This is a genomic window from Pseudomonas sp. CFBP 13719, assembly GCF_014842095.1.
In the GTDB taxonomy this organism is placed as follows: domain Bacteria; phylum Pseudomonadota; class Gammaproteobacteria; order Pseudomonadales; family Pseudomonadaceae; genus Aquipseudomonas.
Genome location: NZ_JACYVB010000005.1, coordinates 255,185 through 275,440 on the forward strand (window position 1 = coordinate 255,185; position 20,256 = coordinate 275,440).

The 20,256-nt window shown below is 64.3% G+C and carries 21 protein-coding genes; 5 read left to right on the forward strand and 16 right to left on the reverse strand.

Annotation, left to right across the window (positions count from 1 at the left end):
* Positions 1–116: 116 nt before the first annotated feature.
* Positions 117–1,436 carry a lytic murein transglycosylase gene (locus IFT57_RS17600; RefSeq protein ID WP_192152189.1) on the forward strand — a complete coding sequence of 440 codons (1,320 nt, stop codon included), beginning with the start codon at positions 117–119 and terminating at the stop codon, positions 1,434–1,436.
* A gap of 34 nt (positions 1,437–1,470) precedes the next feature.
* Here IFT57_RS17600 and IFT57_RS17605 read toward each other — a convergent pair whose 3' ends face one another.
* The 13 genes from IFT57_RS17605 to IFT57_RS17665 all read right to left on the reverse strand — a co-directional run bounded on the left by IFT57_RS17605 (position 1,471) and on the right by IFT57_RS17665 (position 13,781).
* The gene (locus IFT57_RS17605) at positions 1,471–2,382 is read right to left on the reverse strand and encodes a S66 peptidase family protein (protein ID WP_192152190.1); all 912 of its coding nucleotides are present in this window, start codon (positions 2,380–2,382) and stop codon (positions 1,471–1,473) included.
* A 125-nt stretch (positions 2,383–2,507) separates the two neighbouring features.
* Positions 2,508–3,539 carry a lipoyl synthase gene (lipA, locus tag IFT57_RS17610; protein ID WP_122475523.1) on the reverse strand — a complete coding sequence of 344 codons (1,032 nt, stop codon included), beginning with the start codon at positions 3,537–3,539 and terminating at the stop codon, positions 2,508–2,510.
* A 1-nt stretch (position 3,540) separates the two neighbouring features.
* Positions 3,541–4,188 carry a lipoyl(octanoyl) transferase LipB gene (lipB, locus tag IFT57_RS17615; RefSeq protein ID WP_192152191.1) on the reverse strand — a complete coding sequence of 216 codons (648 nt, stop codon included), beginning with the start codon at positions 4,186–4,188 and terminating at the stop codon, positions 3,541–3,543.
* The gene (locus IFT57_RS17620) at positions 4,188–4,463 is read right to left on the reverse strand and encodes a DUF493 domain-containing protein (RefSeq protein WP_122475527.1); all 276 of its coding nucleotides are present in this window, start codon (positions 4,461–4,463) and stop codon (positions 4,188–4,190) included. Before IFT57_RS17620 ends, lipB begins: the two co-directional genes overlap by 1 nt.
* A gap of 79 nt (positions 4,464–4,542) precedes the next feature.
* Positions 4,543–5,703, reverse strand: a complete 1,161-nt coding sequence (locus IFT57_RS17625) for a D-alanyl-D-alanine carboxypeptidase family protein (RefSeq protein ID WP_122475529.1) — start codon at positions 5,701–5,703, stop codon at positions 4,543–4,545.
* Between the two features lie 121 nt (positions 5,704–5,824).
* On the reverse strand, positions 5,825–6,844 hold the full coding sequence (locus IFT57_RS17630; RefSeq protein WP_122715018.1) for a septal ring lytic transglycosylase RlpA family protein: 1,020 nt from the start codon (positions 6,842–6,844) through the stop codon (positions 5,825–5,827).
* Positions 6,844–7,854: a lytic murein transglycosylase B gene (mltB, locus tag IFT57_RS17635; RefSeq protein ID WP_192152192.1), complete on the reverse strand. Its 1,011-nt coding sequence runs from the start codon at positions 7,852–7,854 to the stop codon at positions 6,844–6,846. The genes IFT57_RS17630 and mltB overlap by 1 nt, the downstream gene beginning before the upstream one ends.
* 17 nt (positions 7,855–7,871) lie before the next feature.
* Complete coding sequence (gene rodA, locus IFT57_RS17640; protein ID WP_192152234.1) at positions 7,872–8,975, reverse strand: rod shape-determining protein RodA; 1,104 nt, start codon at positions 8,973–8,975, stop codon at positions 7,872–7,874.
* 31 nt (positions 8,976–9,006) lie between these two features.
* Positions 9,007–10,902: a penicillin-binding protein 2 gene (gene mrdA, locus IFT57_RS17645; protein WP_122795465.1), complete on the reverse strand. Its 1,896-nt coding sequence runs from the start codon at positions 10,900–10,902 to the stop codon at positions 9,007–9,009.
* 15 nt (positions 10,903–10,917) lie between these two features.
* Positions 10,918–11,385 (reverse strand): 23S rRNA (pseudouridine(1915)-N(3))-methyltransferase RlmH, encoded by a 468-nt coding sequence (gene rlmH / locus IFT57_RS17650; protein ID WP_043192648.1) that lies wholly within the window; start codon positions 11,383–11,385, stop codon positions 10,918–10,920.
* A gap of 8 nt (positions 11,386–11,393) precedes the next feature.
* On the reverse strand, positions 11,394–11,801 hold the full coding sequence (gene rsfS / locus IFT57_RS17655) for a ribosome silencing factor (protein WP_192152193.1): 408 nt from the start codon (positions 11,799–11,801) through the stop codon (positions 11,394–11,396).
* A 17-nt stretch (positions 11,802–11,818) separates the two neighbouring features.
* Entirely contained in the window at positions 11,819–12,541 is a 723-nt protein-coding gene (nadD, locus tag IFT57_RS17660; protein ID WP_192152194.1) for a nicotinate-nucleotide adenylyltransferase, read from the reverse strand.
* Positions 12,510–13,781, reverse strand: coding sequence for a glutamate-5-semialdehyde dehydrogenase (locus tag IFT57_RS17665; protein WP_122715011.1), 1,272 nt, complete (start codon positions 13,779–13,781; stop codon positions 12,510–12,512). Before IFT57_RS17665 ends, nadD begins: the two co-directional genes overlap by 32 nt.
* Positions 13,782–13,949: 168 nt before the next feature.
* Here IFT57_RS17665 and IFT57_RS17670 point away from each other — a divergent pair, with 168 nt between their 5' ends.
* Positions 13,950–14,621, forward strand: coding sequence for a DNA-3-methyladenine glycosylase (locus IFT57_RS17670; RefSeq protein WP_192048763.1), 672 nt, complete (start codon positions 13,950–13,952; stop codon positions 14,619–14,621).
* 3 nt (positions 14,622–14,624) lie between these two features.
* Entirely contained in the window at positions 14,625–15,947 is a 1,323-nt protein-coding gene (locus IFT57_RS17675) for a bifunctional DedA family/phosphatase PAP2 family protein (protein ID WP_122795468.1), read from the forward strand.
* A 31-nt stretch (positions 15,948–15,978) separates the two neighbouring features.
* Here the strand turns inward: IFT57_RS17675 and IFT57_RS17680 are convergent, their stop codons facing one another.
* Genes IFT57_RS17680 through IFT57_RS17690 form a run of 3 tightly spaced genes read right to left on the reverse strand, consistent with a single transcriptional unit; the run spans position 15,979 to position 17,659 of the window.
* Positions 15,979–16,569, reverse strand: coding sequence for an LON peptidase substrate-binding domain-containing protein (locus IFT57_RS17680; protein ID WP_192152195.1), 591 nt, complete (start codon positions 16,567–16,569; stop codon positions 15,979–15,981).
* Between the two features lie 11 nt (positions 16,570–16,580).
* The gene (locus IFT57_RS17685; RefSeq protein WP_185795130.1) at positions 16,581–17,297 is read right to left on the reverse strand and encodes an LrgB family protein; all 717 of its coding nucleotides are present in this window, start codon (positions 17,295–17,297) and stop codon (positions 16,581–16,583) included.
* A complete protein-coding gene (locus IFT57_RS17690) occupies positions 17,294–17,659 on the reverse strand; it encodes a CidA/LrgA family protein (protein ID WP_122715006.1) in 366 nt (121 codons plus the stop codon). The genes IFT57_RS17685 and IFT57_RS17690 overlap by 4 nt, the downstream gene beginning before the upstream one ends.
* Before the next feature lie 202 nt (positions 17,660–17,861).
* Between IFT57_RS17690 and IFT57_RS17695 the strand changes: the two genes are divergently transcribed.
* Positions 17,862–19,571, forward strand: coding sequence for a C13 family peptidase (locus IFT57_RS17695; protein ID WP_192152196.1), 1,710 nt, complete (start codon positions 17,862–17,864; stop codon positions 19,569–19,571).
* Between the two features lie 40 nt (positions 19,572–19,611).
* Positions 19,612–20,253: an oxidoreductase gene (locus tag IFT57_RS17700; protein ID WP_122715004.1), complete on the forward strand. Its 642-nt coding sequence runs from the start codon at positions 19,612–19,614 to the stop codon at positions 20,251–20,253.
* Positions 20,254–20,256 lie beyond the last annotated feature (3 nt).

Genomic DNA, 20,256 nt, shown 5'->3' on the forward strand with positions numbered 1-20,256 from the left:
GCCGCGAAAGGAGCGCTGCGGTCTGTCAGGGTGACCGCTGACAAGGCTAAACCGATGCTACAGGTTCGGCTGGCATGTTAAGGTTTGCCTCTGCCCCGAAAGCCCTGGACTTGTGAATGTCTTCTCGTCGTACCTCAGGCTGGCCCATGCGCCAGTTCGCCGTGACTACCTGCCTGGCCTTGCTGGTTGCCTGCGCGGAAAAACCCACCGTCGCCGATACCCTGCCTGCCCCCATCGTCCAGCCAGCGTTGCCGGTGCCCATGGCGCCCGCGCCAAGCAGCGTGGACACCCCGGTACTGCCCACCCAGACATTCGCCGAATGGCAGCAGGGCTTTCGTCAGCAAGCCTTGCGCAGCGGCGTCGACGCGCAGCTGTTCGACCGCGCCTTCCAGGGCGTCACCCCCGACATGAGCGTGATCAAGGCTGACCGCAGCCAGCCCGAATTCAGCCGTCCGGTATGGGAATACCTCGACGGGGCGATCTCCCCGACCCGCGTGCGACGTGGCCAGGCCATGCTCGAGCAGTACGCCGACGTGCTGGCGAGCATCGAACAACGCTACGGCGTCGAGCGCCAGGTACTGGTGGCCGTGTGGGGCATGGAAAGCAGCTTCGGCCAGATCCAGGGCGACAAATCGGTGATCCGCTCCCTGGCGACCCTGGCCTACGAAGGCCGTCGCCCTGAATTCGCACAAAGCCAACTGCTGGCCGCGTTGCAGATTCTGCAGAACGGCGACATCCAGCCTGACCGCATGCTGGGCTCGTGGGCCGGTGCCATGGGCCAGACCCAGTTCATTCCCACCACCTACAATTCCCACGCCGTGGACTTCGACGGTGATGGCCGGCGCGATATCTGGAACAGCGCCGCCGATGCCCTCGCCTCCACCGCCCACTACCTGCAGAGTTCGGGCTGGCAGAGCGGTCAGACGTGGGGGCTTGAAGTGCGTCTGCCCGAGGGCTTCGACTACGCCCTGGCCGACGGCAACAGCCGCAAGCCAGTCAGCGAATGGCAGCGCCTGGGCGTTGCGGCGATGCCAGGCGGCGCCGTCCCGGCGGGCAGCGAAAACGCCGCTGCAGCGCTGCTCCTGCCGGCGGGCTACCGGGGCCCGGCCTTCCTGGTCTTCGACAATTTCCGCGCGATCCTCAAATACAACAATTCTTCGTCCTACGCGTTGGGTGTCAGCCTCTTGGCGCAGCGCCTGCAAGGATCGGGCTACATTCAAGGCACCTGGCCCAAGGATGACATGCCGCTCACGCGCACCGAGCGCATCGAATTGCAGAGCCTGTTGAGCGCACGCAATTACGATGCCGGCGCTCCTGACGGCATCATCGGCGCCAACACCCGCAAGGCCATCCGCAGCGCCCAGCAAGCCATGGGCTGGCCAGCCGACGGGTATCCGACGCACAAGCTGCTCGAGGCACTGCGTACGCAACAGTGAGCGCGTTGACCTTCAGGAGTGGCCCAGGTTTCGCCTAGGCCACTACATCCTGCTCCAGCCAGACCTGCTGTGCAGTGGCATCGAGCCTGACCAGAACGCCCAGTGGCAGCGTCAGGTTTGGATCGCAGTGGCCACTGCGCCAGCCGGCCAATACCGGGATGCCCTCAGCCTGGAATGTCTCGAGCAGCAACGGGGTCATCTGCTCGACGGCGATTCCGGCGAAGTCGCCCACGATCACGCCCTGCACGCCCTTCAGTTTGCCTGCCAGACGCAGGTGAGTCAGAAAGCGGTCCACGCGGTACAGGGGCTCGTTGACGTCTTCGATGAACAACACGATGCCATCGCCGAAAATCTCGTATGGCGTGCCGAGCGTGGCACTGATCATCGCCAGGTTACCGCCCATCAAGCGACCCTGAGCCTGCCCCGGCACTACCGTGGTCAACGGCCACTCGGGCGGATGACGCAGCCTGTCCCCGGCACCAATCTCACCGCGCAGCGCCTGCCATAGCGACGACTCGGTGGGCGCCCGCTTCTGTGTCAACAGATCGGCCTTGAACAGCGGCCCATGGAAGGTCACGAACCCTGCATGGCGGGCGATGGCCAGATGCAGCGCGGTGATATCGCTGTAGCCCACGAAAGGCTTGGGGTGTCGCCCCAGCAACGCGAAGTCGATCTTGTCCAGCAGACGGGGCGTGCCGTAGCCGCCGCGCAGACACAGGATGGCGTCTACCTCAGGGTCGGCGAAAGCGTCGTGGAGGTCTTGCAGGCGGGCCTGATCGCTGCCGGCCAGGTAACCCTGGGCGAGCGCGACACCAGGGTAGATGCGCAACGTGTAGCCGCGCTCGCGGAACCAGTCGCTGGCGGCCTCGGCGTCCAACTCGATGGGACCGGCTGGCGCGATCAAGGCGATCGTGCCGTGGTCGGGCAGGCGTGGAGGTAATCGCATGGTTGAAACTCTCGATCCCGGGAGGAAGGAGTGACAACCCCTACCCTCGGCTTATGCGGCGCGTATGCGCACTTCGCGGGCAGCGCCCGCGCCGCCCGTAGGGCAAGCGGGCGTGTTCGGTTCGATCAGAGCTTGATCTTGGCTTCGTGCGCCTGCTGATCGGCGTGGTACGAGGAACGCACCAACGGCCCGGAGGCGACGTTCTTGAAGCCCATCTTGTGGCCCTCTTCGGCGAACCAGGCAAAGATGTCCGGATGCACGAAGCGCTGTACTGGCAGGTGACTGCGCGAAGGTTGCAGGTACTGGCCCAGGGTCAGCATGTCGATGTTGTGCTCGCGCATGCGCTGCATGACCTCGATCACTTCCTCGTCGGTCTCGCCCAGACCCAGCATCAGGCCCGACTTGGTCGGCACGTGGGGAACCAGTTCCTTGAACTTCTGCAGCAAGGTCAGCGACCACTGGTAGTCCGAACCGGGACGCGCGGCCTTGTACAGGCGCGGGACGGTTTCCAGGTTGTGGTTGAACACATCCGGCGGCTCCTGCGCGGTGATGGCCAGGGCCACGTCCATGCGTCCGCGGTAGTCGGGCACCAGGGTTTCCAGCTGCACACCCGGCGACAGCTTGCGGATTTCGCGCAGGCAGTCGGCGAAGTGCTGGGCACCACCGTCACGCAGGTCGTCGCGGTCCACCGAGGTGATCACCACGTACTTGAGGCGCAGGTCGGCGATGGCCACGGCCAGGTTCATCGGCTCGTCGGCATCCAGCGCCTTGGGGCGACCGTGGCCGACGTCGCAGAACGGGCATCGGCGAGTGCAGATGTCACCCATGATCATGAAGGTTGCGGTACCGCCGGAGAAGCATTCACCCAGGTTGGGGCAGGACGCCTCTTCGCAGACACTGTGCAGCTTGTGCTTGCGCAGCAGTTGCTTGATGCGGTCGACCTCGGGAGACACCGGGATGCGTACGCGGATCCAGTCGGGCTTTTTCGGCAGCTCTTCGGTGGGGATGATCTTTACCGGGATGCGCGCGACCTTTTCGGCACCGCGCAGCTTGACGCCCGCCTCGACCCTGGGCCGTGGCGCATTGGCCTTGGGCGCACCCTCGGCGAGGTTCTGCAGGGGGATCAGCGTTTGCACAGCTTCTGTCGCGGTAGTCATATCAGTCGATTCCGCCCGTAAGGGTCGTCTGCTCAACATAGTCGAGGTGCTTGACCAGCTGCGCTCGCAGCCTCGCACTGACCTCGGCAAATTCAAGGGGTGCGACATGATCGCACATCTGCGTCATCGGCAGGCCGGCATATCCACATGGATTTATCCGCCGGAACGGCGCGAGGTCCATGTCGACGTTCAAGGCCAGGCCATGGAACGAGCAACCGCGGCGGATGCGCAAGCCCAGCGAGGCGATCTTCGCTCCGCCCACGTAAACCCCGGGCGCATCCGCACGGGCGGCGGCCTGCACGCCGTAGGAGGCCAGCAGATCGATCAGGGTGTGCTCCATGCGGGTGACCAGTTCTCGCACCCCGTAACCCAGCCGGCGCACATCCAGCAACAGGTACACCACCAATTGCCCGGGGCCATGGTAGGTCACCTGGCCGCCACGGTCGACCTGCACCACCGGGATCTCGCCGGGCACCAGCAGATGCTCGGCCTTGCCCGCCTGGCCCTGGGTAAAGACGGCCGGGTGCTGGACCAGCCAGACTTCATCGGCAGCCTCGGCGTCGCGCTGGTCGGTGAACCGCTGCATTGCGTGCCATACCGGCTCGTAAGGCAACAGGCCGAGTTCGCGAAACCCCAGGCATTGCGGCATCACAGCACCATTTTGACGATGCCGGTGGCGCGCAGCTCACTGTTGATGTTGTAGAGCTGCTCCTGGCCGGTGGCCAGGATATGCAGCTGCAACGTGGTGTAGTTGCCGTTGCTGCTCTGGCGCTCGGCATTCTTGTCGTGATTGACGGCTGCGTGCTTTTCGACGATCTGCACCACCGTGTCGCGAAAGCCAACACCGGTATCGCCGATGATCTTGATCGGGTAGTCGGCGCAGGGAAATTCGATTTTCGGCTCTTTTACTTCGGTATCGGTCATGGCGATGACGGCCTCGGGTAAACCGTGAAAACGACAACGCCCCCGCCTGTTGCAAAGGCGAGGGCGCGCGGTCGCGATATCAGTTGAACAAGCCGTAGAAGAATAGACGAACGCTATCCCATACGCGGCGGAAAATACCACCTTCCTGCACATCGTCCAGCGCAATCAGGTCGGTGGTCTGAACGATCTTGTCACCGTTCTTCACTTCGACCTTGCCGATCACGTCGCCCTTGGCGATAGGCGCGGTCAGCTGTGGGTTCATGGTCATGCTCGCCGCCAGGTTCTTCAACTGGCCCTTGGGCAGGGTCATGGTCAGGTCTTCGGCCAGGCCGGCCTTGATTTCGCGGATGTCGCCCTTCCACACCGGTGCCTTGGCCAACTCGGTGCCCTTCTGGTAGAAGGTCTGGGTTTCATAGAAGCGGAAGCCGTAGGTCAGCAGCTTCTGGGTTTCGGCAGCGCGGGCCTGCTCGCTGTTGGTGCCGAAGACCACGGCGATCAGGCGCATGCCGTCACGTACGGCCGAGGACACCATGCAGTAGCCGGCTTCTTCGGTATGGCCGGTCTTCAGGCCGTCGACGGTCTTGTCGCGCCACAGCAGCAAGTTGCGGTTGGGCTGCTTGATGTTGTTCCAGAAGAATTCCTTCTGCGAGTAGATCGCATAGTGAGCCGGGTCTTCGTGAATAATCGCCCGGGCCAGTACTGCCATGTCGTGCGCAGTGGAGTAATGCTCGGGGTTCGGCAGGCCGGTCGGGTTCATGAAGTGGCTGTTGGTCATGCCCAGCTTGCCAGCCGTGGTGTTCATCATGTCGGCGAAGGCGTCTTCGCTGCCGGCGATGTGCTCGGCGAGCGCCACCGAGGCGTCGTTGCCCGACTGGATGATGATGCCGTGCAGCAGGTCGCTGACCGACACCTGGGTGCCGACCTTGATGAACATCCGCGAGCCGCCGGTGCGCCAGGCGTTTTCGCTGACGGTGACCGGGTCGTTCTCGCCGATCTGGCCGCGACGGATTTCCAGGGTCGCGATGTACGCGGTCATCAGTTTGGTCAGGCTGGCTGGCGGCAGACGCTGGTCGCCGTTGTTTTCAACCAGCACGTTACCGCTGGAAGCTTCCATCAGCACGTAGGATTTGGCAGCCAGTTGCGGCGGCGCTGGCATCATCTGATCTGCCGCCCAAGCGGCAGGGGCGATGATCAGCGGTACAAGCAGGCACAGGCGTTTGGCAAGTGTGGTGATGTTCATCCGTCTCTCGAAATTGCTGATGGGCACATGCCCTTGCGGGCAGTCTTGTTGTGGGCGGCGGCCCGGTGTAGCACGCCCGTTGCCGGGCGCTCATTGCAGCGCCGCCCGCAGGCGGCGCGGTTCAATCCAGTGTCACCAACTTGGGCACGCCAAGATTGGCCATGCGCACGTTGTCCTGTATCTGCTGGGCTTCACCCTGGGAATTGATCGGTCCCAGGCGTACCCGATAGAACGTCTGCTGGTTGACCGCGATCTGGCTGGTGAAGGCCGGCGCGCTGACCATCGAGCTCAGCTTGGAACGCAGCAGTTCCGCAGCGTCGGGGTTGGCGAACGCTCCCACCTGGAGATACAGGCCAGACGCTTGTGCAGAACCGTTTTTTTTTGCGTCCATCTGCACCGGCAGCGTGGCGACCGCGTGTTGCTGCGGCGGTGGCGTGTATTGCTCGACCGTACCGGCCGACGGCGTGATGTTGGGCCGGGCCTGCGCCACCACCGGTCCCTGGTTGAGCACCAGTGGCGCCGGACGGCCGCGTTGTGCCCACCACTCCTGCGGGTCGATACCTTCGACACGCACCCGCGCCGTACCCGTTTCGGCGTAGCCCAGTTTCTTCGCCGCAGCGTAGGACAGGTCGATGATGCGGTCGGAATAGAATGGTCCGCGGTCATTGACCCGCAGGACCACGCTGCGGCTGTTGTCCAGGTTGGTCACGCGTACATAGCTGGGCAGCGGCAGCGTCTTGTGCGCCGCGCTCATGCCATACAGATCGTAGACCTCGCCGTTGGCGGTGTTCTGACCATGGAATTTGGTGCCGTACCACGACGCCGTGCCGGTCGCCAGATACTGACGCGATTCGGCAATCGGGAAATAGGTCTTGCCCAATACCGTATAGGGGTTGGCCTTGTACGGTCCGGTGTGCAGGGTTGGCACGGCATCGGGAATCTTCGACACGTCGACGTCCCACCACGGCGCGCCGTCCTTGTGCGCCCGGTTGATGTTCAGGCCGGGCATGGCCTTGACGGTCGGGCCGGACGATTTCACGGTACGCGACGGCGGCGGCGTCGAAGAGCAGCTGGCGAGCAGCAGGCCCAGGGCCGCGCAGGCCGCGATGGCGGAGGATGTATGTATCGGCATTGCCCGCATTACTTGACGCCCCGTGCTTGAACCAGCGATTCCGACAGTTGGTGCACAGCCATGGCGTACATCACACTGCGGTTGTAGCGAGTGATTGCATAGAAATTCTTCAGGCCCAGCCAATATTCCGGGCCCTCGGCGCCCTGCAGGCGAAAGGCGGTCACCGGCACGTCATCGCGTAGCGCATCATGACTCGACCAGCCCAGCGCCCGCAACTGCGCGACATTCTTGACCGGGTCGATGCCCGGGCTCAAGCCGTCGTCGACCTGCGGCCCGGAAACGCTGGCACGGCTGACCACCGGTTGACCGGCCACCCAGCCATGCTCCTTGAAATAGCTGGCAACACTGCCGATGGCGTCGTCGGGGTTGGTCCAGATATTGATGTGACCGTCGCCGTCGAAATCCACCGCGTAGGCGCGAAAGCTGCTGGGCATGAACTGCGGCAGGCCCATGGCGCCGGCGTACGAACCCTTGAGGGTCAGCGGATCGAGTTGCTCGTCGCGTGCCAGCAGGAGAAACTCGCGCAGCTCCTTGCGGAAGAATGGCGCGCGTGGCGGGTAATCGAAGCCCAGGGTGGAAAGCGCGTCGATCACCCGAAAATTGCCGGTGTTGCGACCGAAGAAGGTTTCGACACCGATGATCGCGACGATGACCTGCGCCGGAACGCCGTATTCGCGTTCCGCACGGGCCAGCACCGCTTCGTGCTGGCGCCAGAAATCCACGCCGCGGGCAATGCGTGCATCGGTGATGAACATCGGCCGATACTCACTCCACGGTTTGACCCGCTCGGCGGGACGCGAGATCGCGTCCAGAATCGACTGTTTGCGCTCCACTTCCCTGAACACTTCGTTCAACTGCTCGCTGGCGAAGCCGTAGTCGCGGGTCATTTCACCAATGAACTGGGTCACCTGCGGTGAGCCACCGTAGTCGCCAGCGCTGGCTTGCTGTGCCGACCCCAACAGGCCCATCAGGCCGATCCAGGGAACGTTCCGAGCTGCCCAGCTACGCATTACTTGCATGCAATTGCTCACCTTATTCAAACCTGTGCGATCCACTTGCGATGGGTGTGGATCGACATCAAAACGCCAAACGCTGACAGCAGGGTCACCAGCGAAGTTCCGCCGTAGCTAATGAAAGGCAACGGCACCCCCACCACCGGCAGCAGGCCACTGACCATACCGATATTGACGAAAACGTAAACAAAAAAAGTCATGGTCAAGCTGCCAGCAAGCAACTTTCCGTACAGGGTCTGGGCCTGCGCGGTGATCACCAGCCCACGGCCGATCAACAACAGATAGATCAACAGCAGCGCGCAGATACCGACCAGGCCGAACTCCTCGCCGAGCACTGCGATGATGAAGTCGGTGTGGCTTTCGGGGAGAAAATCCAGGTGCGACTGGGTGCCCAGCAGCCAGCCCTTGCCGAACACGCCACCTGAACCGATGGCCGCCTTGGACTGGATGATGTTCCAGCCGGTGCCCAGCGGATCGCTCTCCGGGTCGAGAAAGGTCAGGATTCGCTGCTTCTGGTAGTCGTGCATGATGAAGAACCACATGCCGACCGCCACCGGTACCGCCGCCGCCAGCACGCTGGCGATCCAGCGCCAGCGCAGCCCGGCCATGAACAACACGAAGGAGCCGGAAGCCAGGATCAGCAGTGATGTACCCAGGTCTGGCTGGCGCACGATCAGCGCAAAGGGAATGCCGATCAGGGCCAGGCTCAGCGCCACGTGCTTGAGGGTCGGCGGCAGGGTCCGCTTGGCCAGGTACCAGGCGATGGTGGCTGGCATGATGATCTTCATGAACTCCGAGGGCTGGAAGCGGATGACCCCGGGAATGTTGATCCAGCGCGTGGCGCCCATGGCGTTGTGGCCCATCACGTCCACCACCACCAGCAGTATCACCCCGGTCACATAGGCCAGGGGCACCCAGCGCGCCATGAAACGCGGTTCCAGCTGGGCGATGATGAACATCGACACCAGGCCCAGGCCGAAGGACGTGGCCTGCTTGATCAGCAGGTCCCAGTTCTTGCCGCTGGCCGAATACAGCACGAACAGGCTGCCTGCCGCCAGGGTCAGCAGCAGGATCAGCAGCGGGCCGTCGATGTGGATGCGCTGCAGGAATGTCGCGCGGCGACGCATCACATCCTCGCTGGAGAGGATGCGGTCGAAATTACTCTTCAAGGGCGGTGATCTCCGCGCCCGTGGCGCTGGCGTATTCGGGTTTCAACTGGCCGTCGGGGCCGAGCAGCCAGGCGTCCATGATCTGGCGCACCACCGGCGCCGCCACGCCCGAGCCGGACTCGCCGTTCTCGACCATGACCGAGACCACGATGCGCGGGTTGTCCGCGGGCGCGAAGCCGACGAACAGGGCATGGTCGCGGTGGCGCTCCTGGACCTTGCTGCGGTCGTACTTCTCGCCTTGGCGAATGGCGACGACCTGGGCCGTACCGGACTTGCCGGCGATTCGATACTTGGCGCCGATGGCAGCCTTGCGCGCGGTACCGCGGGCACCCTGCATGACCTGCTCCATGCCGTGGGTGACCTTGGCCCAGTCGGACGGATTGCGCAGCACGATATCGGGCACCGGGTTCTCGTCCACCGGCGGCACGCCTTCGATGGTGCGCGCCAGCCGCGGGCGGTTCCACTTGCCCTTGTTGGCAACCAGGGCAGTGGCCTGGGCCAGTTGCAGCGGCGTGGCTTGCATGTAGCCCTGGCCAATGCCCAGGATGAGCGTTTCGCCGGGGAACCAGGCTTGCCGGCGGGTCTTGCGCTTCCATTCGCGCGAGGGCATCAGGCCCGGCGACTCTTCGAACATGTCCAGCGAGACTTTCTGGCCGATGCCGAACTGGCCCATGTAGTTGTCCAGCTTGTCGATGCCCAGCTTGTGCGCCAGGTCGTAGAAATAGGTGTCGTTGGAACGCATGATGGCGGTGTCCAGGTCTACCCAGCCATCGCCGGTGCGGTTCCAGTTGCGGTATTTGTGGTCATAGTTGGGTAGCTGATAAAAGCCTGGGTCGAACACCCGCGATCCGGCATTGATCACGCCTGAATCCAGCCCGGCGATCGCCACTGCAGGCTTGATCGTCGAACCGGGTGGATACAGGCCGCGCAACACGCGGTTGAACAGCGGTCGGTCGATGGAATCGCGCAGGTCGGCATAGGCCTGGAAACCGATGCCGGTGACGAACAGGTTGGGATCGAAGCTGGGCTGGCTGACCATCGCCAGCACCTCTCCGGTGCGCGGGTCCATGGCCACGATCGCGCCGCGGCGGCCGCCCAGCGCTTCTTCGGCAGCTTCCTGCAGCTTGATGTCCAGGCTCAGGACGATGTCCTTGCCCGGTTTCGGATCGGTGCGCTTGAGCACCCGCAGCACACGGCCGCGTGCATTGGTCTCGACTTCCTCGTAGCCCACCGTGCCGTGCAGTTCAGGCTCGTAGAAACGTTCGATGCCGGTCTTGCCGATATGGTGCGTGCCGCTGTAGTCCACCGGATCCAGGGTTTTGAGTTCCTTCTCGTTGATGCGCCCGACATAGCCCACCGAGTGCGCGAAATGCGCCCCCTGCGGGTAGTGCCGCACCAACTGCGCGACCACTTCCACTCCCGGCAGGCGAAACTGGTTCACTGCGACCCGGGCGATCTGCTCTTCGTTGAGCTCGAACAGGATCGGTACCGGCTCGAACGGTCGACGTCCCTGCTTCATGCGACGCTCGAACAGTTGGCGGTCTTCATCGCTGAGCTCCAGCACCTCGACGATGGTATCGAGCACCTGACGCCAGTCACCGGAGCGTTCGCGGGTCATGCTCAGGCTGAAGCTGGGGCGGTTGTCGGCCACGACCACGCCGTTGCGGTCGAAGATCAGCCCACGCGTGGGGGGTATCGGCTGCACGTGCACCCGATTGTTCTCCGAAAGCGTGGAGTGATATTCGTACTGGATCACCTGGAGGAAATACAGGCGCGCGATCAGCACGCAGATCAGCACCAGGATCGCCGCCGCACCGACCACGACGCGGCTGCGCACGGTGCGCGCGTCTTTCTCGTGGTCCTTGAGGCGAATCGGCTGGGACATCGGCTGGTTTACGGCCTATTTGTGATAAGGGTGCCCGGACAGCACGGTCCAGGCGCGATACAGCTGTTCACCGATGAGTATCCGTACCAGCGGGTGAGGCAAGGTCAGCGGCGACAGCGACCAGCGCTGCTCGGCGCGGGCGCAGACTTCCGGCGCCAGCCCCTCGGGACCACCGACCATGAAGTTCACCGTGCGCGAGTCCAGGCGCCATCGATCCAGTTCCACCGCCAACTGCTCGGTGCTCCAGGGCTTGCCGTGCACTTCCAGGGTAACGATGCGCTCACCCGGACCGACCTTGGCCAGCATCGCTTCGCCTTCCTGGCGGATGAAGCGCGCGACGTCGGCGTTCTTGCCGCGGGTATTGAGCGGGATTTCGACCAAGTCCAGTGCCAGCTCGGCGGGCAGACGCTTGGCATATTCATGCCAGCCCTCTTCCACCCACTTGGGCATGCGCGAACCCACCGCGATCAGACGCAGACGCATGGCCCAGGCTACTCTTGGTCGTTAAGAGCCTGGTTGCCAGGGGTGTGGTGCGCAGCGCTGGCGGCACGGCTCTGCTCGGCACCCTGCCACAGGCGTTCCAGGTCGTAGAACTGGCGGGAGGCAGCGGTCATCATGTGCACCACGACGGTGTCCAGGTCCAGCAGCACCCAGTCGCTGTCGCCCGCGCCTTCTTCGCCCAGTGGCTTGACGCCCTTGGCCTTGACCAGCTCGCGCACCTTTTCGCGCATGGCGCTGATCTGGCGGTTGGAGGTACCGGTGGCGATCACCATGAAGTCGGTGATGCTGTTCTTGTCACGTACGTCGATGACCAGGATGTCCTGAGCCTTGACGTCTTCGAGAGCGAGCTGGGTCAGCTCGACGATTTCTTCAGCGGGGATTGCTTGCTTATTGCTCATAAAAAAACTCGTTCAGTTCAATTGGACGCACGGTACAGCCCGTGCGCCTCGATGTAGGCCAATACTGCGTCGGGCACCAGGAAACGTACCGACTTGCCGCTGGCCAGCAGTTGACGGATCTGGGTGGCCGACACCGCGAGCGGTGCCTGCCAGACGAAAGTAATCTGCCCGCAGGCCCCCTTGAGGGCTTGCGGGTCGCTGATGGAACGCGCCGCCACCAGGTTGCGCAAGGCATCCGGCAGCTCGGTGTCCGCATCAGGTCGCTGCAACACGACGATGTGGCAGTGTTGCAGCAGTTCTTCCCAGCGATACCAGGAGGGCAAGCCACAAAAGGCATCCCACCCCAGCAGCAGGAGCAACTGGTCCTGCGGGTCAAGCTCGGCACGCATCGACACCAACGTGTCGAGGGTGTACGACGGTTTGTCGCGCGCCAGTTCACGGTCATCCACGGTCAGGGGCGCCAGCCCCTCTACCGCGGCACGCACCATGGCCAGGCGCTGCTCGGCCGATACCTGCGGGCGGTCGCGATGCGGCGGCCGGGCGCTGGGCACCAACCGCAGATCGTCCAGGCCCAGGGCCTCGACCACTTCCACGGCGCCGCGCAGATGACCGATGTGCACCGGGTCGAAGGTACCGCCCAGCACGCCGATTCGACGTGCAGTGCGCGATTGTACAGCGTAGGGACCGGGCCGGTTCGGTGCGGTCAACTCAGACCGGCTCCTGGCCACGCAACTGACCATCGCCGATCACCACGTATTTTTCGCAGGTCAGGCCTTCGAGGCCCACCGGGCCGCGGGCGTGGATCTTGTCGGTGGAAATGCCGATCTCCGCGCCCAGGCCATATTCGAAGCCGTCGGCGAAACAGGTCGGCGCATTGACCATCACCGACGCGGAGTCGACTTCGGCGACGAAGCGACGGGCATGGCCCTGCTGCTCGGTAACGATCGCGTCGGTGTGATGGGAGCCATGCTGGTTGATGTGTTCGATGGCCTGGTCCAGGCCGTCGACCACCCGAATGGACAGGATGGCCGCCAGGTATTCGGTGTTCCAGTCCTCTTCGCTGGCCGGCACGGCCTCGATCAGGTCGCGGGTACGCGGGCAACCGCGCAGCTCGACGCCTTTGTCGCGGAACTGCGCCGCCATCGGCGGCAGGAAACTCGCCGCCACCGACTGGTCGACCAGCAGGGTTTCCATGGCGCCGCAGATACCGTAGCGGTAGGTCTTGGCGTTGAAAGCGATGCGTTGCGCCTTGGCCAGGTCGGCCCCGGCGTCGACGAACACGTGGCAGATACCATCCAGGTGCTTGATCACCGGCACCTTGGCATCGCGACTGACACGCTCGATCAGCCCTCGCCCGCCACGCGGCACGATGATATCGACGTACTCGGGCATGCTGATCAGCGCGCCGACCGCGGCGCGGTCGGTGGTGTCCACGACCTGTACCACGGCGGCGGGCAGGCCGGCTTCGGCGAGGCCGCGCTGGATGCAGGTGGCGATGGCACGATTGGAGTGGATGGCCTCGGAGCCGCCGCGCAGGATGGTGGCGTTACCCGACTTCAGGCACAGGCTGGCCGCGTCGATGGTCACGTTGGGCCGCGACTCGTAGATGATACCGACCACACCCAGTGGCACGCGCATCTTGCCGACCTGGATACCCGAGGGTCGGTAGCTCATGTCGCGGATCGCCCCGACCGGATCCGGCAGGCTGGCCACCTGGCGCAGGCCGACGATCATGCCGTCGATGCGTGCAGGGGTCAGCGCCAGGCGCTCGAGCATGGCCGCGTCCAGGCCATTGGCGCGACCGGCCGCCAAATCCTGCTCGTTGGCGGCAACCAGTTCGGCACGGGCGCTGTCCAAGGCACTGGCCGCAGCCTGCAGGGCGCGATTCTTCTGCGCGGTGCTGGCACGGCCAATGACCCGCGAGGCTTCACGGGCAGCGCGACCCAGGCGGGTCATGTAGTCAAGAACGGACTCGGTCATGGTCTCTGTGGTCTTGGCAAAGAGGAAAGCGGCTGATTATAGCTGTCACGTACGCCCACTAACAGCGATGACGGGCGGATGGTCGAAAACACCTCTTTAAACATATGTCCACGGGCCTCACCGATGTGCAATTGCTATCATCCACCGCGACACCGAATGGACCCCGTTATGTTCAACCCGTTGCCCGATGCCTTTTTCGACACCGACGCGCAATCCCTGGCCCGTGCATTGCTGGGCAAGGTGATCCGCCATCGTCAGGGTCCGTACTGGCTGTCGGCGCGCATCATCGAAACCGAGGCGTACTACGTCACGGATCGCGGCAGTCATGCATCGCTGGGCTATACCCACAAACGCCGCGCACTGTTCCTCGAAGGCGGCCACATCTATATGTATTACGCCCGCGGCGGCGACTCGCTGAACTTCAGCGCGCAGGGGCCGGGCAACGCGGTACTGATCAAGTCCGCCTACCCCTGGCTCGACGCCCACACCGATGGCAACGCCTTTGCCCAGATGCAGCTCAACAACCCCGATGCGGCGGGTCAGCCACGTCCGGCCGAGCGCCTGTGCGCCGGGCAGACCCTGCTGTGCAAAGCCCTGGGCCTGAAGGTCCCGGTGTGGGACGCCCAGCGTTTCGACACCGAGCAGCTCTTCGTCGACGATGTCGGCGCCCGTGTCACCCATGTTCTGCAGACCACGCGCCTGGGTATTCCCCTGGGCCGCGACGAACACCTGCCCTACCGCTTCGTGGATGCCGGCTATGCCCGTTTCTGCACGCGCAACCCCCTGCGTCGCGGCCAGACAGACGGCCGCGATTACTTCTCGATCTTTCAAGGAACCTGACTCATGGGCGAATGGCTGGACAGTCTGACAGGCTGGCTGACGTTGCATCCACAGTGGCTGGGGGTGGCGATCTTCGCCATTGCCTGCATCGAATGCCTGGCAATCGCCGGCATCGTCGTACCCGGCACCGTGGTGTTGTTCGCTGTGGCCGTACTGGCCGGCAACGGTGCGTTGTCGCTCAGTGAAACACTGATGCTGGGCTATGCCGGCGGTCTTCTCGGCGATGCCATCTCGTACGCCCTGGGTCGGCGTTTTCAACAGAGCATCCGCGGCCTGCCGCTGCTGCGCACGAACCCGCAATGGCTGGAAACTGCAGAGGGCTACTTCCATCGCTATGGCGTGGCGAGCCTTTTGGTCGGACGTTTCATCGGCCCGCTGCGGCCGATGCTGCCCATGGTCGCCGGCATGCTGGAAATGCCGTTGCCACGTTTCATTCTGGTCAGCCTGGTGGCCGCCGCCGGCTGGTCGGTGGCCTATCTGCTGCCGGGCTGGGCGACGGGCGCCGCTTTCCGCTTGCCCCTACCCGAGGACTTCTGGCCACAGGCCGGTATTGTGGCGGCCTGCATCGCCTTGTTGATGGGGCTCAGCCTGCATGCCACCTGGCGCGACCGCGAGCGCGGAACGTTATTGATCGCCCTCGCCTCGCTGATCATGCTGATCGCCCTGTTCTTCGGCTTCCCGCACCTGAGCGCACTGGATAACGGCCTCAAGGCGCTGGTCCAGGAACATCGCAGCGAAGCGGCGGAAACCTTCGTGGTGCTGGTCACGCGCATCGGTGATTTCCGCACCCAGTTCATGGTGGCCGGACTGCTCACCGCGCTGCTGCTGATCACCCGCCAATGGCGTCCGGCGCTGTTCGCCTGCGCGACCATGCTGATCACGGCGCTGCTCAACGGCTCGTTGAAACACCTGGTCGCCCGCCAGCGGCCCGACGTGCTGCTCGAACCGCTGACCACGTTCAGCATGCCCAGCGGGCACAGCTCGGCGGCCTTCGCGTTCTTTCTGAGCCTGGCGATACTGGCCGGGCGTCGACAGACACCGCGCATGCGCCTGGTGTGGGTCATTCTGGCGAGCATTCCGGCGCTGTCGATCGCACTGTCGCGGGTGTACCTCGGTGCTCACTGGCCGACCGACATCATTGCCGGCAGCATGCTGGCCTGTTTTGTCTGTGCCTCGTGCCTGGCCGCAGTGGAATACCGTCGGCCACTGCCGGCGATGCCGTTGCATGTCTGGTGGCTGGTCGTGCCAGCGTGTACGTTGCTGCTGGGTTTCTTTGCCGTGCACGGGCTGCCGTCGGCTCTGGAAGGCTATCGCTACATGGAATGAGAGCGCACCAGGCGCCCTTGGCCTGTTTGCATCAGGTCAGGGCGTCGCCCTGCAGGCTGTCGAGCAGAGCCTGGATCGCCACCAGGCGCAGGCCCGGGTCGCTTTCGGCGAGCAACTGTTCTTTCTCCTGCTCGGTGAACGGCAGCAGATAGGCCAATTGGTTGCCCAGCGACTGCTGGCCCTGAGCACCGGCGGTCATGCCCAGCGCCGCCACCATCGGGTGCTCGGCCAAGGCCAGCAGCAGGGCCTGCAGGTCGGCGTGGGTATCGGCCAGCGGCTGCTCGGCCTGATCTTCCAGCCACTGCACGTCTGCCGTCAGCAATTGATCGCGCTGCAGGTGGGTGGTCTCGATGCGGAAACGCCGAGCGCCCTGCACGCGGATACCCAACAGACCGTTGTCTTGCTGCTGGAAATCGGTGATCACCGCTTCGCAGCCGACCGTGGCATGCGCGCTGGGAGCCTGGCCCACTTCGCGCCCTGCCATGATGCCGACCACGCCAAAGCCGGCGCCCTGCTTCATGCAGCGACCGATCATGTCCAGGTAGCGCGCTTCGAAAATCTGCAGATCCAGCACGCAACCGGGGAACAGCACGGTATTGAGGGGAAAGAGTGGCAATGTCATGGCTTGTGTCCTCACGCGAATACGCTGATGGCCAACGGCAGGAAAACAGCGGTACCCACCCCCATCAGACTCATGGCCAGCGCCGCGAAGGCACCGGTTTCCTCACTTTCCTGCAACGCCAGCGATGTACCCACGGCATGCGCGTTGAGGCCCAATGCCATGCCGCGCGCCGCCGGGTGGTCGATGCCCAGCAAAGACAGCAGGCCGGGGCCGAAGATTCCGCCGATGACGCCGGTGATCAGCACGAACACAGCCGCCAGCGCCGCGACGCCGCCGATCTGCTCTGCCACCAGCATGGCGATCGGCGAGGTGACCGACTTGGGCGCCATGGTCATCAGAATCATGTGGTCGGCGCCCAAACCCCAACCCAGCAACAGGCACAGCACCGTCGCGAACAGCCCGCCCAGGCCCAGGGTGATCAGGGTGGGCCAAAGCAGTTGGCGAATGCGCCGCAGATTGAGAAACAGCGGCACTGCCAGGGCCACGGTCGCCGGGCCGAGCAGGATGCCGAGAATCTCGGTGCTCTTGCGGTACTCGGCATAGCTGATCCCGCAGCCTACCAGCACCGCGACCAACAGCAGCATGGACAACAGCACCGGTTGCAGGAAGACCCAGCGGGTCTTTTCGTAGCCGGCGAGCACCAACTGGTAGGCGCCCAGCGTGATGCCGATGCCAAACAGCGGATGGTGGATGACGGCCTGCAGCGTGCCTTGCCAGTCCAGCATCATGGTTGCACCGGGGTATCGCGGCGACGCCTGCGAATCAACCGCTGCATCAACCAACCAACGAACACGGTGGAGACCGTGACGGAAATCACCAGCGAGCCGACGATGGCCCAGAAGTCATCGGCAATCTGCTGGGCATACACCATCACGCCCACGGCAGGCGGCACCAGCAGCAGTGGCAGATAACGCAGCAGGCTGTTGGCCGCCAGGCTCAGGGGCTCGCCAACCTCGCCACGTACCATGAGGTAGCCGAGCAGCAGCACCAGGCCGATAATCGGCCCGGGCAGCACGGGCAGCAGCAGGTGATTGAGGGCAGTGCCCAGCAGCTGGAACAGCACCAGCCAGGTCAAACCGCGTAGCAACATTGCAGGTCTCCTTCGCAAGCCAGGCATTATAAGCACCCATGGCATGCCCCAGGGTGATGCAAGATGGCGCACCCCCTGATCGGGCCCGGCAGCGGCACACCCATCCGGCAGTCACCCGGCTCTGGCCTTAAAAGCGCCCGGCATCTGTTGTCCACCCCGGCATCTGCGGCATACTCGGCGCCTCAATCGCCCGGACCCCCTCATGCGCCTTCTTGCTCCCCTCGCCCTTTCGTTGTTGATCGCCGCTTGCGGGGATGGCGAGCCACTGTCGCCGCCCGACGCGCGACTGCCCGATGGCGGCCGCTATCGCGGCGAGGTGGTCAATGGGCTGCTGCAGGGCCAGGGCCGGGTCGACTACCCCAACGGCAGCGGCTACGCCGGGCAGTTCAAGGACGGCCAGTGGCAGGGTCAGGGTCAATGGCATGGGCGCAACGGCGAGGTCTACACCGGTGGCTTCGACCACGGGCTGTTCCATGGTCAAGGCACCCTGATCGCTCGCGGCACCACCTACACCGGCGGCTTCGTCAAGGGTCGACGCCAGGGCGAAGGGGCTTTCAAGGAAGCCGGCGTCTCCTATCGTGGCGGTTTCAAGGAAGACCAGTACTCGGGCGCCGGCCACATCGAGCTCGACGACGGTAGCCAGTACCAGGGCTGGTTCGCCCACGGCAAACCCAATGGCGAGGGCACGCGCAGCGACGCGGCAGGCAACCAGTTCAGCGGCACTTTCGTCAATGGCCTGCTCGAAGGCCACGGCACGTTCAGCAATGCCGACGGCGATCAGTACATCGGCAACTTCCACCTCAACCAGCTGCATGGTCGCGGCCGCTACGAAAACGCCGCGGGCGATGTGTGGATCGGTACGTTCAAGGAAGGCGTGCTCAGCGGCAAGGGGGAGATGTTCGCCAGCGACGGCAGCCACTACAAGGGCGAGTTCGCCGACTGGCGCTTCAGCGGCAAGGGTTGGCTGGCGCTGGCCGACGGCAGCGTCTACAGCGGCACCTTCGAGAACGACACCTACCAGGGCCAGGGCAGCCTGACCCTGAAGGACGGCAGCAGCCAGGTCGGCTACTGGCTCAATGGCCAGCGTATCCGTGATGCACAAGGCCACCTGTTACCCGATCCGTTGGAACTGGGCCTGCTCAACCAAGGGCAATTGCTTGAGCAGGCGCTCGCGGCCATTCCGCCGTCCACGGCGGCAATCGAACTGTACAGCCTGGCGTTGGCCGGCGATGGCAAGCAAAGCGTGTTCATGCGCGAAGCCGACTACGTCACCGGCATGCTGGCCAGTCGTTTTGGCGCGGTCGGACAGATCACCCTGGCCAACCACCGCGACCACCTGGCCGATCGACTGATGGCCACTCGCGAGACCTTGAGCCGCAGCGTGCAGACGCTGGCCGCGCGCAGCGGACCGGAAGACCTGGTGTTCATCTACCTGACCAGCCACGGCACCAGCGAGCATGAGCTGGTGCTCGACCAACCCCGCTTGCAGCTAGGCGACCTGCCGGCCGATGAACTCGCCGCGGTGCTGGCGCCGCTCAAGGGCCGCGACAAGGTGGTGGTCATTTCCGCCTGCTATTCGGGCGGGTTCATTCCCGCGCTCAGGGACGAGAAAACCCTGATCATGACCGCCTCGCGAGCCGACCGCGTGTCTTTCGGCTGCTCCGAAGAAGCCGACTTCACCTATTTCGGCGACGCCCTGTTCGCCCAGGCCCTGAACCAGACGGACGACCTGCAGCAGGCATTCGAACTTGCCAGCCGGCACGTTGCCGAACGGGAGATCGCCGATAATTACGAAGCCTCGCAGCCACAGATCTGGGCGCCCAAAGGGGTCCTGGCGCATTGGCAGCGATTGCGCCAACAGCAGGCCAAGCGCGCGTTGCTCGACGCCGCCACGCCTGACAACAAGCAATAGGGCATCTGCTTCACGCTGCCTGTATCAAGGGAGACATTGCATGTACTTGACCCCGCAGCACATCCTACTCGCGGGCGCCACCGGCCTGACCGGCGAGCACCTGCTCGACCGCCTGCTTGCCGAGCCGACCGTGCAACGGGTCCTGGCTCCCACCCGCCGCCCCCTGGCCGAACACGCGCACCTGGACAACCCGGTGGGGCCACTGCTGCCTTTGCTGGCCGATCTGCAGGGGCCGGTGGACATCGCCTTCTCGTGCCTGGGCACGACCATCAAGCAGGCCGGCTCGCAAGAGGCGTTCCGCGAAGTCGACCACCAGCTCATCGTTGCCTATGCCCAGCGCGCCCGCGAGCTGGGTGCACGCCACTTCCTGCTGATCAGCGCCATCGATGCCGACCCGCAATCCTCGGTGTTCTACAACCGCGTCAAGGGTGAAACCGAGCAGGCGCTGCGTGCCCAGGGCTGGCCGCAACTGACCATCGCCCGGCCGTCGGTGCTGATCGGCGACCGCGTCGAAGCACGCCTGGCCGAGCGCATTGCCGGGCCGCTGTCGAAGCTGATTCCGGGCAAGTACCACGGCATCGAAGCGCTGCAACTGGCGCGCGCCCTGTGGCGCCTGGCGCTCGAGGAGCAGGACGGCGTGCGCGTGGTGGAATCGGACGAGCTGCGGCGCCTGGGCAAATAACCC